General features: G+C 34.1%; 14 protein-coding genes and 1 riboswitch. Of the genes, 11 read left to right on the top strand and 3 right to left on the bottom strand.

Features of this window, described 5'->3' with window-relative positions; translation table 11 throughout:
• Positions 1 to 86: 86 nt before the first annotated feature.
• From FS935_RS12600 to FS935_RS12585, 4 genes are all read left to right on the top strand, one after another.
• Positions 87 to 464, top strand: coding sequence for a UPF0738 family protein (locus FS935_RS12600; RefSeq protein WP_146948942.1), 378 nt, complete (start codon positions 87 to 89; stop codon positions 462 to 464).
• 248 nt (positions 465 to 712) lie between these two features.
• On the top strand, positions 713 to 1,348 hold the full coding sequence (gene yjbM / locus FS935_RS12595) for a GTP diphosphokinase (protein ID WP_146948941.1): 636 nt from the start codon (positions 713 to 715) through the stop codon (positions 1,346 to 1,348).
• Between the two features lie 66 nt (positions 1,349 to 1,414).
• Positions 1,415 to 2,212, top strand: a complete 798-nt coding sequence (locus FS935_RS12590; protein WP_146948940.1) for an NAD kinase — start codon at positions 1,415 to 1,417, stop codon at positions 2,210 to 2,212.
• Between the two features lie 320 nt (positions 2,213 to 2,532).
• Positions 2,533 to 3,423: an RluA family pseudouridine synthase gene (locus tag FS935_RS12585; RefSeq protein ID WP_146948939.1), complete on the top strand. Its 891-nt coding sequence runs from the start codon at positions 2,533 to 2,535 to the stop codon at positions 3,421 to 3,423.
• 95 nt (positions 3,424 to 3,518) lie between these two features.
• Here the strand turns inward: FS935_RS12585 and prpE are convergent, their stop codons facing one another.
• Together prpE and FS935_RS12575 are read right to left on the bottom strand one after the other, a co-directional pair.
• Complete coding sequence (gene prpE / locus FS935_RS12580) at positions 3,519 to 4,250, bottom strand: bis(5'-nucleosyl)-tetraphosphatase PrpE (RefSeq protein WP_146948938.1); 732 nt, start codon at positions 4,248 to 4,250, stop codon at positions 3,519 to 3,521.
• 319 nt (positions 4,251 to 4,569) lie between these two features.
• Positions 4,570 to 5,745: an FtsW/RodA/SpoVE family cell cycle protein gene (locus FS935_RS12575; protein WP_146948937.1), complete on the bottom strand. Its 1,176-nt coding sequence runs from the start codon at positions 5,743 to 5,745 to the stop codon at positions 4,570 to 4,572.
• A 271-nt stretch (positions 5,746 to 6,016) separates the two neighbouring features.
• On the opposite strand from FS935_RS12575, the gene mgtE reads away from it, so the two are divergent.
• Positions 6,017 to 7,384, top strand: a complete 1,368-nt coding sequence (mgtE, locus tag FS935_RS12570) for a magnesium transporter (RefSeq protein WP_146948936.1) — start codon at positions 6,017 to 6,019, stop codon at positions 7,382 to 7,384.
• Positions 7,385 to 7,550: 166 nt separating this feature from the next.
• Entirely contained in the window at positions 7,551 to 9,404 is a 1,854-nt protein-coding gene (locus FS935_RS12565) for a monovalent cation:proton antiporter family protein (protein ID WP_146948935.1), read from the top strand.
• A 635-nt stretch (positions 9,405 to 10,039) separates the two neighbouring features.
• Here FS935_RS12565 and FS935_RS12560 read toward each other — a convergent pair.
• The gene (locus FS935_RS12560; protein WP_146948934.1) at positions 10,040 to 10,345 is read right to left on the bottom strand and encodes a Dabb family protein; all 306 of its coding nucleotides are present in this window, start codon (positions 10,343 to 10,345) and stop codon (positions 10,040 to 10,042) included.
• Positions 10,346 to 10,672: 327 nt separating this feature from the next.
• Positions 10,673 to 10,784, top strand: a riboswitch (TPP riboswitch).
• Between the two features lie 81 nt (positions 10,785 to 10,865).
• Between FS935_RS12560 and tenI the strand changes: the two genes are divergently transcribed.
• Genes tenI through FS935_RS12535 form a run of 5 tightly spaced genes read left to right on the top strand, consistent with a single transcriptional unit; the run spans position 10,866 to position 14,582 of the window.
• A complete protein-coding gene (gene tenI / locus FS935_RS12555; RefSeq protein ID WP_146948933.1) occupies positions 10,866 to 11,465 on the top strand; it encodes a thiazole tautomerase TenI in 600 nt (199 codons plus the stop codon).
• Positions 11,466 to 11,471: 6 nt separating this feature from the next.
• On the top strand, positions 11,472 to 12,590 hold the full coding sequence (gene thiO / locus FS935_RS12550; RefSeq protein ID WP_146948932.1) for a glycine oxidase ThiO: 1,119 nt from the start codon (positions 11,472 to 11,474) through the stop codon (positions 12,588 to 12,590).
• Between the two features lie 4 nt (positions 12,591 to 12,594).
• A complete protein-coding gene (gene thiS, locus FS935_RS12545; RefSeq protein WP_146948931.1) occupies positions 12,595 to 12,795 on the top strand; it encodes a sulfur carrier protein ThiS in 201 nt (66 codons plus the stop codon).
• A 3-nt stretch (positions 12,796 to 12,798) separates the two neighbouring features.
• On the top strand, positions 12,799 to 13,566 hold the full coding sequence (locus FS935_RS12540; protein WP_146948930.1) for a thiazole synthase: 768 nt from the start codon (positions 12,799 to 12,801) through the stop codon (positions 13,564 to 13,566).
• On the top strand, positions 13,566 to 14,582 hold the full coding sequence (locus FS935_RS12535) for a thiazole biosynthesis adenylyltransferase ThiF (protein WP_146948929.1): 1,017 nt from the start codon (positions 13,566 to 13,568) through the stop codon (positions 14,580 to 14,582). Before FS935_RS12540 ends, FS935_RS12535 begins: the two co-directional genes overlap by 1 nt.
• The last annotated feature ends 15 nt before the right edge of the window (positions 14,583 to 14,597 follow it).

The raw sequence follows: 14,597 nt of genomic DNA, 5'->3' as shown, positions 1-14,597 counted from the left end.
CTCTTTTATTTTAATATCTCGCAATGTTATCAAGTAACTTTTTAATATGGTAAAATAATCATGGACTGTAATGGAAGGAGATTACTATGAATAAAAGAATTGAACTTACAAAAGCAAACATTAACAACAAAACATTAGTATTAGAACCTGAAAGTACTCATAGTGAATTTGGTGAATTAAAAGCTAAAGGTCAAATGCTTGTTGATTCTGATCATTTAGCATTCATTTATATACTCGACTCGAGTGATGCATTTGTTTATGCAAGCTTACCACATTCGATATGGTCAGAATTAAGAACAGCTAAGGAAGACAACCTTCCTGTTATAGCAAAAATTGGTGATCAAGAATTAGAGCTAGTTGAATTATCTGATGAGTTAACATACCTTTTAGGCAATATAAAAGATAATGCAAACTATGGTGAAGAAATGGAAAATAAGGTTGTTGAGGCATTTCTATTAACATAATTTTTTCGGGGAAATAACTCTTTTACCGCTGGAAGAGGATCTTAGAAAGTTTCTAGCATAAGTAAATCGTAGGTGAATTTACTAGGATGCAGCGAGTTAATTATGGTTCAAACTGGACCTATAATAAAAGCAAGCCTTCTGAAAACAGAGAGATATCCTTTATTTCCAAAAGAGATTTTCGAAATGTTTTTACCTGCCTCCATTTTTTGGTCAATATACCTACTTAACGGTTTTTAAGGGGGATGTAAATGCAAAGCGAACAATGGAAATCATTTTTAGCTCCATATAATCAAGCTGTAGAGGAATTAAAAGTAAAATTAAGAGGAATACGATCACAGTATGAATTAGAGCACTCACACTCACCAATTGAGTTTGTGACAGGTCGTGTTAAGCCCATAGCAAGTATTTTAGATAAAGCTAAAAGAAAAAGTATCAACATGAATTCCATCGATGAAGAAATGCAGGATATTGCTGGAATTAGAATGATGTGTCAATTTGTTGATGATATAAAGGTCGTTGTAGACATGCTGAGAAGCAGAAATGACTTAGAAATAATTGAAGAACGTGATTATATCACAAGCAAAAAAGATAGTGGCTATCGGTCATATCATCTTGTGGTAAAATATCCTGTTCAAACAATTAAAGGTGAACAAAAGCTTTTAGTGGAGATACAAATTAGAACATTATCAATGAATTTCTGGGCAACTATTGAACATTCATTAAATTACAAATATAGCGGAAAAATACCAGATAATATTAAAGTCCGTTTGAAACGTGCAGCAGAGGCAGCATATTCTTTGGATGAGGAAATGTCTCAAATTCGTGGTGAGATTCAAGAAGCACATGTGATTTTTTCAAGAAAAACAGATAAAAATCGTCCTTAATTTCGTATATAATGTAATTATCCATATTAATCAAGAACGAAATCTTTTATAAAGGGGTAATATTGTATGAAATTCGCAATTTCATCAAAGGGTGATCCAGTTTCAAATTCTATAATGCAAAAAATGAAAACCTACTTGTTGGATTTTCAACTAGATTATGATGAGGATTGTCCAGATATTGTCATTTCTGTTGGAGGTGATGGTACCCTTTTATATGCTTTTCATCGATATAGAAGCAGGTTAGATAAAACTGCTTTTATAGGTGTTCATACTGGGCATCTGGGTTTTTATGCGGATTGGGTTCCTGATGAAATTGAGAAGCTTGTTATTGCCATTGCAAAAACACCTTATCAAGTTGTTGAATACCCAATATTAGAAGTGATTATTCGCCATAATGATGGCGGAAGAGAAGCAAGATATTTAGCACTAAATGAATGTACGGTAAAAAGTATTGAAGGTACTCTTGTGATGGATGTTGAAATTAAAGGACAGGCATTTGAAACATTTCGTGGAGATGGCTTATGTATTTCAACCCCATCTGGAAGTACTGCATATAACAAAGCATTAGGTGGAGCGATATTACATCCTTCTTTACGTGCCGTTCAGCTGGCGGAAATGGCATCGATTAATAATCGAGTTTTTCGTACAATAGGATCACCACTTATTTTGCCAGAGCATCACACATGTATGCTGAAGCCAGTGAATGATGTGGATTTTCAAATAACGATCGACCATTTAACTCTTTTGCATAAAGATGTAAAATCCATTCAATGTCGTGTCGCGAATGAAAATGTTCGCTTTGCTCGCTTTAAGCCTTTTCCATTTTGGAAAAGAGTACGTGATTCTTTTGTTGGAGATATGTAAAAGATATAGAGTGATTTAACACAATAATGAGAAAAAGCAATTTAAATTAGTGTTTAATCTTCTGGTGGTCTTATGGATCTTATAAATGGTGCTGTGAGCGGTTCATTACCGCTCTAGGATCATTTTTTCAATGTAAAACAAATCGTCGTCTCCTCAGTGCATATGAAGATATCCTCCTATGTGCATAGAAACACCATAGTGATGAAATGAATCCATCACTGCTTCCACTTGAGTTTAAGATCCTGCTAATAACTCAAAGTAACCCCTAAAAATTATAGAACACTATAAATAACAAAAGCTAAAACAGGTAGGTAAAGAACATGTCACGATTTCAACTTGAGTGGAAAATAGGTAAGCAGTTTGAAGGAATAACTGTATCGGATTTTTTAAAAGAAAAGAAGATTTCTAAAAGGGCATTAACAGATATTAAATTTAATGGTGGTGATATTTTGGTTAATTCTGAACACATTACCGTTAGATATAAATTAAAGGAACTTGACAAGCTGACTGTTATTTTTCCAGAGGAAATAAAAGGTCATGGTTTAGAGCCTGATGATCAAGTTGCTTTTACAATTGTTTATGAAGATGAACATTGTCTTGTTATAAACAAGCCCCCACATGTTCCCTCTATTCCTTCAAGAAACCTTGAGAGAGGGACACTTGCAAATGGATTGATTTCTTACTACGAAAAAAGGGAGATATTATCAACGATACATATTGTGAATCGATTAGATAAAGACACTTCAGGATTAATGCTTGTTGCAAAGCATAGGTACGCTCATTCATTATTTTCAGAGCAGCAAAAGAAAAAGGAAATTCACCGTACATATGAAGCTGTTGTGGAAGGTGTTATGACAGAGCGCCAAGGGACAATTTCAAGCCGTATTGGTCGAAAAAAAGATAGTATTATTGAAAGAGAAGTTACAGAATTAGGTCAAGAAGCCATTACACATTTTCATATACTAAAATCAATGAATGATAAAACTCATATTCAACTAATTCTTGATACAGGAAGAACCCATCAAATTCGTGTTCACCTTTCATCTATTGGTTATCCTTTATGTGGAGATACACTATATGGGGGAAATGATACAGAAATAAATAGACAAGCACTACATAGCTCACAGCTTACTTTTTGGCATCCTATCTTAGAAAAAAGCTTAGCCTTTCATTCAGAACTGCCTCATGATATGAAGCAGCTTTTAAAGTAATTTGCGATACACTTACTAAAGAAAAATAAATGTAGCCTGGCTTTCATAGGTGAAAAACCTTGAAAGGCAGGCTAAGAGCTAATAATTATACCTTTTCATTCTCTAAACTTTTCAGCAACATAAGGTAATGTAGATTCAACAGATATAACTTCATCCTCAGGATAGCGATAGGCTGTAAGATTGTTTCCAAATACAGCACCTGTATCAATATTAATTGTCTTATTCGTTCGTCTTGGATCTTTAACTGGTGTGTGACCGTAAACAATCATTGCTTTTCCTTTATAATGCTTTGCCCAATCACGTCTTTCAGGAGTACCATCAGGATTTTTCTGGCCAGTAATATCACCATAAAGAACAAATGTTTTAACAGAATTACTGTTTTTCCCGATATAATCCTCTCGAATCCCTGCATGTGAAACAATTAACTTCCCATTATCTAGATCTTGATACAAAGGAGAATTTTCATAAAGAGCTATAAAACCAGATTTGATTTCTTTTTGCTTATCAGAAGGAAGCTGTTCAAATTCGGCAACAGTTGTTTCAAGTCCGTGTGTGATCTGTACCTTGTTACCTAGAAAGTAACGATAAAGCTTATTACAATGGTTTCCTGGAGAATACAATGCTTTATTTTCTTTAATAAGACGACAAACTATTTCAATTACTTTTATAGAATTAGGTCCACGATCTGTTAAATCACCGACAAAAGAGAGCATACGACTATCAGGGTGCAAAGGGATCCCCGTTGACCAATCATATCCTAATTTCAGTGTTAACTCTTCAAATTCATCATAACAACCATGAATATCTCCTATTACATCAATTTTCATATTGTTCACCTCTTGTTTAGGCCACTTAGCAATAATTATGCCCTTAATAATTTGTACAAAGTATCGAAATCGTTTCACTCCAGACACTTGCTTTCCTCAGAACCCACAGGAGTCAAGTGTCCTCCGCTACATTCCACTGTGATGGTTCGTTACAAGAACAACTGTGAAGGCAGCCTGTCGATATATATTAATTATAAAATTAAACACAAAAAAGTACCTTATTTAAATAAGGTACCCAGTGTGGTGACAAAGTATATATTGGTGAATTTCTGACTGTGTTAAAGGTGGTAAAAAACAATGGACTTAAGCATTACCATTTTTAATCAAACATATATTTTCGTGTTCGTGATCGAACATTAAGAACAATCGCAATTGCAACCATATAGGTTGCTAAAGAACTCCCGCCATAGCTAACAAATGGTAAAGGTAAACCAGTGATAGGAAGGAGTCCAATTGTCATACCAACATTTTGAAACACCTGAAACGTGATCATTCCAATAACACCTGTACATAAGTAGCTGCCAAATGGATCATTGCTTTCTAATGCGATATGAATCATTCTGTATATTAATAAGAAGAAAAGTGAGATTACAACACTTCCACCGATAAAACCGAATTGTTCTGAAATAACAGCAAAGATAAAATCAGTGTGTGCTTCTGGTAAATATACCTCAAGGTTTTGATACCCTTTACCATCGAGCTGCCCTGAACCAATTGCCATAAGTGATTTTACAAGTTGAAACCCTTGCTCTCCTGAATATTCATAGGGGTTTAGCCAGCCGTAAAATCTGTTTAACTGGTAAACTTCACCTCGTAAAATATATTTAAGGAAAAAGTCAGGAAATTTGAAAAAGATAAGCAAGAAGGCCCCAACAGAAAACAATACAGTAAAAAGGGCTGGTAAAATAATTCGCCATTTTATTCCTGATATTAAGATGAGTGAGGCTATAATCGCACATATTACCATTGTCATTCCCATATCTGGCTGTCTCACTAATAATAGTACAGGTGGTGCAGCAGTAGCAGCCAATTTACCTATAAGTAAAAAGTCATCACCAACAGTATTGTTAGGATACTTCTCACGATGATCAGCAATAATTTTACTTAACACAATGATCATAATAATCTTCATCAACTCTGAAGGTTGGAAGTTACCAAGCGGTCCAAGTCTATACCAACTTGTTGCACCTTTAATGGTTTGAACAATACCTTCAGGTAATACTTCTAGTCCTAATAATAAGAGTAATCCGAAGCCATATAAGTACCATGATAATTGTCTAAAGCGATCATAATCAATTAGCATTGTTACGACAACAGCCATTGAGCCGATGATATACCATTGAATTTGTTTCATCGAAAAATTAATACCTTGTAACACTTCAGGAAGTGTAGTTTCTGCACTATTTATAGCAAGTGTGCTAACAATTGCCAATAAAAATAAGATGAATATTAACGTATAATCTATTTGCTGCTGAGGGGATTTTTCGTTTGTCATTGGAGATCCCTTTCTAATCTAGAAACTTGAAATTTTGTACTAACTCATTGTATCATTAACCATCTTAATTGATTGTGAACGATTTGCAAAGAATATAGAAGAAATTTTCTTAAAGAACACTTTCGATTTTATTGCTTCATTCATAACTAATAGAATATTATAGTATTTGTGATAAGTAGCACAATATGATGAATAATAGATAAAACTGGCGAAACATATATAGAAGTGTCTGGGTTATTCACTAAAATGGCACCTGAGAGGAGGAGCTATCATGTCCGAGGAGAGAGATAAAGTTGAGCTTGAAGAAGGAACATTACTAACCGCCATTTCAGAAAATAATATGGATCAATTTCGGGAAATCTTTTTAGAACAGCATCCATATGACCAAGCAAAGTTCTTTGTGAAATTAGAAGGTCACGATCGCTTAATAGTATATCATTTTTTATCTCCAGAAGAAATGGCTGCTGTATTTGAGAATATTGAAGATGAAGATGATCAATATGAGACATATTTATCTGAAATGGATCCCACTTTTGCTGCACAAATGCTGGCACAGATGTATGCCGATGATGCTGTTGATGTTTTAAATGAACTAGATAAAGATCAAGTTGCAAATTATTTAACGATCATGGAAGATGGTGCAGCTGAAGAAATTCGAGAGCTGCTTCATTATGAGGAATATACTGCCGGTAGTATCATGACAACGGAGTATATCGCAATACATGCGAATCAAACTGTTCATTCTGCTATGCAAATCCTAAAGAATGAAGCTCCAAATGCAGAAACCATTTATTATGTTTTTGTAATAGATGAGGATAAAAAACTTGTTGGGGTCATATCATTGAGAGATTTAATCATAAATGAACCTGATACAATGATTTCAGAAATAATGAACGAGCGTGTATATTCGGTTACTGTTGCTGTTGATCAAGAAGAAGTAGCTAGAAAGATGAAGGACTATAATTTCTTAGCACTTCCTGTTGTTGATTTTAGAGATCATTTACTTGGAATTATTACTGTCGATGATATAGTTGATGTTATCGATGAAGAAGCAAGTGAAGATTACTCAAGACTTGCGGCTGTTTCAGATGTAGATTCACAGGATCGTGGACCATTTTCTGCAGCAAAATCTAGATTACCTTGGTTAATCATTTTGTTATTTTTAGGGATGTTCACTGCGAGTTTAATTGGAAGATTTGAAGAGACATTAGACAAGGTTGCAATGCTTGCTGTTTTTATTCCATTAATAGCTGGTATGGCCGGAAATACAGGTACACAGGCTTTAGCAGTAGCAGTTAGAAGAATATCTGTTGGTGATACGCAAGATCAAACTCTAGGGAAGTTAATTATTCGAGAAGCTGGAACAGGGGTAATTACTGGAACTATTTGTGGGATTGTCGTAACCTTAGTTGTGTTTATATGGCAAGGAGATATTTTCTTAGGTACTCTTGTAGGGATATCGATTCTTGCTACATTAATCGTAGCAACAATAGCTGGTGCCTTCATTCCACTAATCATGCATCGTTTAAAGGTTGACCCTGCTGTTGCATCAGGACCTTTTATCACAACAATTAATGATATTCTCAGTATCTTAATTTATTTTGGTTTAGCAACTTTATTTATGCAATATTTAATTTAAACAATATATCTTATTTGACTTATGTAGAAATTATAGACAATATTGAAGCATATAAATACAAAATTCCCAGCATTTTATATATGCTTATTGTATAGATTATGCATACTTAAAGGCTAATCAATAAACAAATGAATATAATCAATACTTATTTATATAAAGGAGGGATATGATGCACGGTGCATCCGTTACTTCACTAGTTATAGTCATTTTAGCTGCATTTTTAACACCAATATTACTACACCGCTTGAAAATGAATTTTATGCCGGTGGTTGTGGCTGAAATAATTGTAGGTCTTATAATTGGTAAAAGTGGTTTCGATGTTGTTCATCAAGATATGTGGCTTGAAACACTTTCACTACTAGGATTTATTTTTCTTATGTTTTTAAGTGGATTAGAAATTGACTTTACTGCATTTGCAGGAGGTAAAAAGAAGGAAAAACTGCCTTCAGGGAAAGATGTCCCTAATGCGTTTGTAGTATCTCTCGTAGTATTTAGTGGCATATTTGCATTATCATTATTACTTTCATATGGATTTGTTTGGATAGGTTTAATGGATAATGCCTTTTTAATGACACTAATCATTTCCACAATTTCACTTGGTGTTGTTGTACCAACCTTAAAAGATGCCCAAATAATGAAATCTAATATTGGGCAAATTATTTTACTCGTCGCGGTAGTTGCTGATTTAGTAACAATGATTCTTTTAGCCGTTTTTGCATCGATATATGGCGGGGGAGATAATAATACATGGCTATTATTAATTCTCTTTGGAGCTGGTGTAGCACTGTACTTCTTAGGTAAAACCTTTAAAAATCGCTCCTTTATTGAAACGATGTCTAAAGGAACGATTCAAATCGGTACAAGAGCAGTATTTACATTAATCATTCTCTTAGTAGCCATATCTGAAACAATTGGAGCTGAGAATATTCTAGGTGCATTCTTAGCAGGTGTACTTGTTTCGCTATTATCACCAAATAAAGAAATGGTTCAGAAGCTTGATTCTTTCGGTTATGGCTTTCTTATTCCAATATTCTTTGTAATGGTAGGGGTAGAGCTAGACATTTGGGCATTGTTTAAAGACCCAAATATCTTCTTGTTAATTCCGTTATTATTTATTGCGTTATTAATATCTAAAATAGTACCAATCTTATATTTAAGAAGATGGTATGACTTAAAAACAACATTAGCTTCTGGTTTCCTTTTAACTTCGACTCTTTCATTGGTTATTGCTGCCGCGACTATTGGTGAAAGAATGGAGATTATTACATCAGAGATGTCAGGAGCGCTCATTTTAGTAGCTGTTATTACAAGTATAGTCACGCCAATTTTCTTTAAAAAGCTTTTCCCAAAAAGTGAAGCAGAGCAAACGAAGATTAAGGTTTCCTTTATTGGCGCAAACCAAATGTCATTACCAGTTACAAGAGAATTAAATCCAGAGCTATATGAAACAACAGTTTATCATGTACATCAAGATAAAATAGATAAGCAAATATCACAATCGCTTTTTGATATCCGAGAAGTTATAGACTTTAATTTAGACACTTTAAAAGAACAAAATGCATTTGATGTAGATTTAATTGTCGTTGCAACTGGAAATGAAGAACGAAATGCAGAAATAGCATTGTTTGCTAAAGAGCAGGAAGTTGAACGAGTAATTGCAAGTGTAGCTTCTCCAGATTTGGGAGCAAAGCTTAAGGATAAAGGTATCGATATTTTCTCCACACTGCTTTCAACAAAAACAATGCTACGAGCACTCATTGAAGCACCAAGTGTTATGAGAATTTTAACAAATCAAGAAACAACACTTTACCAAATTAATTTAAACAATGCGAAATATGATAATATCCTATTACGTAATTTCCCGTTTACTGGAGATATTATCTTTGTACGTATCTTTAGAGGGAAAGATTCACTTGTACCACATGGAGACACAGACTTGAAGCTGGGAGATCGTTTGATTGTTACTGGCTCAAGAGAATATGTGAATGAGTTAAGACAGGAGCTTGAGTTTAATTATTGATTTTCGCGTAGTTATAAAAATATTATTTGTTAAAGCTTTTAACTCTACAAGTAATATTGAGTCTAATCTTATACAAAATAAGTCATTTTGACCATAATCAGATTGTTTAAAGTAGAACTTAATAAAAAGAGGCTAGGACATAAGTAAAGAAGTCATACAATAAGACGAATAAAACTAAATTCATTAAGCTGAAAGAAACAAGTTCGTTCCATTGCGCTGCAGACACTCGCGTTCCACGGGGAGGAAGCTGAGCCTCCTCGGCATACCTGCGGGGTCTCAGCCTTTCCTCAATTCCCGTAGGTGCCCGAGTGTCTTCCGCTCCATTCCACTAGTTCTTAGAATTAGTATGCAAAATCAAAAAAATCTATTGATGACAGCAAATAAAAACCCGAACTATTAGGCGAATGATATATCACCTAACAATTCGGGTTTTTCATTAACTTAAATACTTATGTCCCAGCCTCTTTTTTTCAATTAGGCCAGATTATGGTGCTAATTAATGAAATAATGTTATTTATCTGAAATTCATTATAAAGTTGTTTTGTGAAAGATTGCTCCTAATTTCAATATACTAAAATCAGAGTTGTTCTCTTTCAGCCTAAGGAGACTATATAAAATACCTATTTTTCATAGGCTTAGCAAATTTCAAAATCAATTTCTTGAAATCGTTCAACTTCTTTTTTCCATCTTTCCTCAACAAATGCTTGATGATCAGGATGAGCATTATATGTATCATAAGCTTCTTGATTTTCAAACTCCATTGAAAAACCAAAATCAAAATCATATTTTTTACTTACTTGTTTTAGCACCTCGAAATTTTCTACTATTGGTATGGAGCTTAATATTTTTTCTCCGTCTGCTAAAAATTTCTTGGTATCAACTGAATTTCTTTGACTTTTTAAAGTGAAAACCGCCATATGTCTTATTCTTCCTTTTACCATCTTATATACCTCCATGTCTTATATTAGTTTTAGTATAACAAAAAAATTTTGAGAAAATTGTGTTGCAAAAAAGTTTTCATGAACTTCTTATCAAATCAAATGCTAATGTTCAAGAAGAATAACACAAAAAAGTTCAATGCGCAGAACTAACATACTATACAATAGATTTAAACAGGGGCACATGCTTAAAACGATCTTCTACAATCGGAGCGATATTCTAGAGAAGTTTTCTCTTACCTAATTTAGAACCATAATATTTCTAATAGATTTGAGTTTTTTCCTTGAAAGTTAAAAATCATTTGGTATGATAGAATTAAATATTATAAAGATAACCGCTAGGGGTGCCCTAATTTTCAAGGGCTGAGATTAAAGTGTTTCTTTAAGACCCTCATAACCTGATCTGGATTATACCAGCGTAGGGAAGTGGATTACGGCATATTCCTTATGTATGTAACCACTTTCTTACCAAGAAAGTGGTTTTTTGCATTTATTCACAGTTTATAAAAAATAGGTGAGCATTATGGAGATACACGTAATAACAGATGGTAAACAATCCACAGTGGAATTAACCAACCGCCTTCTATTCATGCATAAAGAAGTGGATTATATTCATATTCGAGAAAGAAACAAAACAGCGTCAGAGCTAATGAGTATTGTTACTAAGTTAATAGAACAAGGTGTGCCAAAAGAGAAATTAGTGATAAATGATCGTCTTGACGTTGCTTTACTAAATCATATCCCAAATGTTCATTTACCTGGTCATAGCTTTTCAACAGAAAAAGTAAAAAAATACAATTCATCATTAAGAATAGGTAGCTCTGTTCATTCTTTAGAAGAAGCGTTGATGTGTGAAAAAGCTGGTGCTGATTATGTGATATATGGTCATATTTTTAAAACAAATTCAAAAGAAAATCTTGCGCCAAGAGGAGTAAAGCAATTACGTGAAATACTTGAAAAAATTAAAATTCCTGTTATTGCAATAGGAGGAATTGATCCTTCAAATATAAGTGAACTTAAAGGTTTAAAGCTAAAGGGGATTGCGGTTATGTCTTACGTTATGCAAAGTGATGACCCAATTACCGCTCTAAAGGAATTAAGAAAATCTATTGCAGAGGGGTGAATCGTAATGAAAGCAAAATATGATGTTGGGATTATTGGTGGAGGAATAATAGGTCAATCTATTGCTTATCAATTAGCTAAGGAAAATATCTCAGTTGTTGTATTAGAAGGTAATAAAGTTGGAGCAGGTGCAACAAGTGCTGCGGCTGGGATGTTAGGGGCAAGTTCAGAGCTTGAAAACAATGATGCTTTCTTTCAATTTGCTAAAGAAAGTCAGCAGCAATATAAAACCTTAAGGCATGATCTTACGAACTTATCACAAATTAATATTCAGTATGTTGATAAAGGGATGTATAAATTAGCTTTTACAGAACAAGAAGCATATGTATTGAAAACAGCTATGAAAGAACACCATTCACTAGAATGGCATTCAAAACAGCAGGTATTAGCTATGGAGCCTAATCTTTCTAAAGAAATTGTGGGTGGACTTTATATACCAGAAGATGGTCACGTTTCCCCAAAACATGTATGTGCGGCTTTTTCAAAATCTGCTAGTTTGCTAGGAGCTGTGATAGTTGAAAACTCTCCAGTTCATTCTATTAAAAAACTAGGTGAAGAAGAGTATATTCTCTTTACTAATCAAAGCGAATATAGCTGTAGTCATATTGTCATCGCAAATGGTGTATGGAGTGATTATTTCTTTAAACAGCTTGATTTAGAGATGAAAGTAAAGCCCGTTAAAGGTGAATGTCTTGCTGTATCTAGCGAAAATATTAGTCTGGAAAAAACGATTTTTTATGATCATTGCTATATTGTTCCTAAAGGTGATGGTCGATTAGTGGTTGGTGCCACAATGGTTGAAGATGATTGGAGTACAACACCAACAGTTGGAGGTATTCAGACGCTGATCGAAAAAATAACTCCGATTTTGCCTGCTATTAAATCTGCAAAGCTACTTGAAACATGGGCAGGACTAAGACCACAAACAGATGATGGTAAGCCTTATATTGGTCAGCATCCAAATGGAGAAAATATTTATTTTGCAACAGGGCATTATCGAAATGGTATTTTACTAGCACCAAAAACAGGGACGATGGTTAGAGATTTAATTCTAAAAAGAAAACTAAATGAAGATTATGTAAAAGCTTTTTCCATCACACGTAATCTAGCAAAGGCAGCGAGGTGATAACATGAGCATAAAATTAAATGGCGAATTAGTAGAATTAAACGATGTAAACACAATTCAACAGCTATTAGCTTATTACAAGCTAGAAGATCGACTTGTTATTGTTGAACATAATCGAGACATTATTTTAAAAGATCAATATAAAGAAACAACCATCAAAAATGGTGATGAAATTGAGCTAGTTCATTTTGTAGGAGGAGGATGAAACATGTTAAAAATCGCAAACAAAACATTTCAATCAAGATTACTATTAGGTACAGGAAAATATCCATCATTTGAAATTCAGAAGGAAGCTGTTGCAAAATCGGAATCTGAAATTCTTACATTTGCTGTAAGACGAATGAATATTTTTGAGGAATCACAACCGAATTTCTTAGAGCAATTAGATGTTTCAAAATATACCCTATTGCCAAATACTGCTGGTGCTAAAACAGCTGAAGAAGCAGTAAGAATTGCCAAGCTTGCAAAAGCATCTGGTTTGTGTGACATGATTAAGGTAGAGGTGATTGGCTGTGATCGCTCATTATTACCTGATCCAGTTGAAACACTAAAAGCAAGTGAAATGTTATTAGCAGAAGGCTTTATCGTTTTACCGTATACGTCTGATGATGTAGTGCTTGCTAGAAAACTAGAAGAATTAGGTGTTCATGCGATTATGCCAGGTGCTTCACCAATTGGTTCTGGGCAAGGCATTTTAAATCCGCTAAATTTATCATTTATTATTGAACAATCAAAGGTACCAGTTATAATCGATGCTGGAATTGGCTCTCCTTCTGATGCCGCACTTGCAATGGAGCTTGGTGCTGATGGAGTTTTATTAAATACAGCTGTTTCTGCAGCAAACGATCCAGTTAAAATGGCTATTGCGATGAAAACAGCTATTGAAGCTGGAAGAATGGGTTATGAAGCTGGTAGAATAGCTAAAAAGGATTATGCAATTGCAAGCAGTCCTACAGAAGGAATGATTACAACTTAATGGAACGTTATTCAAGACAAATGCTTTTTTCACCGATTGGAGAAAATGGGCAAAATAACATAAAAGCTAAACATGTATTAGTTGTTGGTGCTGGGGCATTAGGAACTGCAAATGCCGAAATGATTGCAAGAGCAGGTATAGGTAAATTAACTCTTGTTGATCGTGATTATGTCGAGTGGAGCAACCTACAAAGACAACAGCTATATATAGAAGAAGATGCGCAAAATCGTATGCCAAAAGCGATTGCTGCTAAGCTACATTTACAAAAAATTAATTCAGAAGTAGATGTACAGGCATATGTTGAAGATGTTACTTCTACAAACATTGAAGATTTTGTTAAAGAAGTGGATGTCATTGTGGATGCAACAGATAATTTTGAAACAAGATTATTAATAAATGATATCTCGTTAAAAAATAAAATTCCTTGGATATATGGTGGCTGTGTTGGTAGCTACGGTCTTTCTTTCACTGTGATTCCAAATGAAACACCATGCCTGCATTGTTTACTGAAGCATATTCCATTTGATGGAATGACATGTGATACAGTTGGAGTTATTTCACCAATCGTAAGTATGGTTGCATCACATCAAACAACAGAAGTATTAAAGCTTCTTGTAGGTGATGAGGAAAATAGAAGAAGCAAGCTTGTTTCATTTGATTTATGGAAAAATCAATATTCTTCAATTAATATGACACGTTTAAAAAATGATGCTTGTCCAACTTGTGGTACTGATCCTGTTTATCCTTATTTAACAGCTGAAAAAGGCACAAAAGCAGCTGTATTATGTGGAAGAGATACAGTTCAAATTAGACCAAGTGAGAACAAAAATATATCCTTTGAAAAAATTTCTGAAAGAGTTAAGCCACTAGCAGACGCATTTTTAGAAAATCCTTTTTTAATGTCGTTTACATTTGGTGAGCATCGAATTGTGTTATTTAAGGATGGTCGCGCATTAATTCATGGAACAAAGGATATTGCGGAAGCAAAGAAAATATATCATCGCTATATAGGGTAGGAAAGAAGGGAATAT

The sequence above is a fragment of the Metabacillus litoralis genome (assembly GCF_007994985.1).
Classification (GTDB): Bacteria; Bacillota; Bacilli; order Bacillales; family Bacillaceae; genus Metabacillus; species Metabacillus litoralis.
The sequence above is the reverse complement of the archived record's forward strand: the minus strand, read 5'-3'. Positions and strand labels throughout refer to the sequence as shown.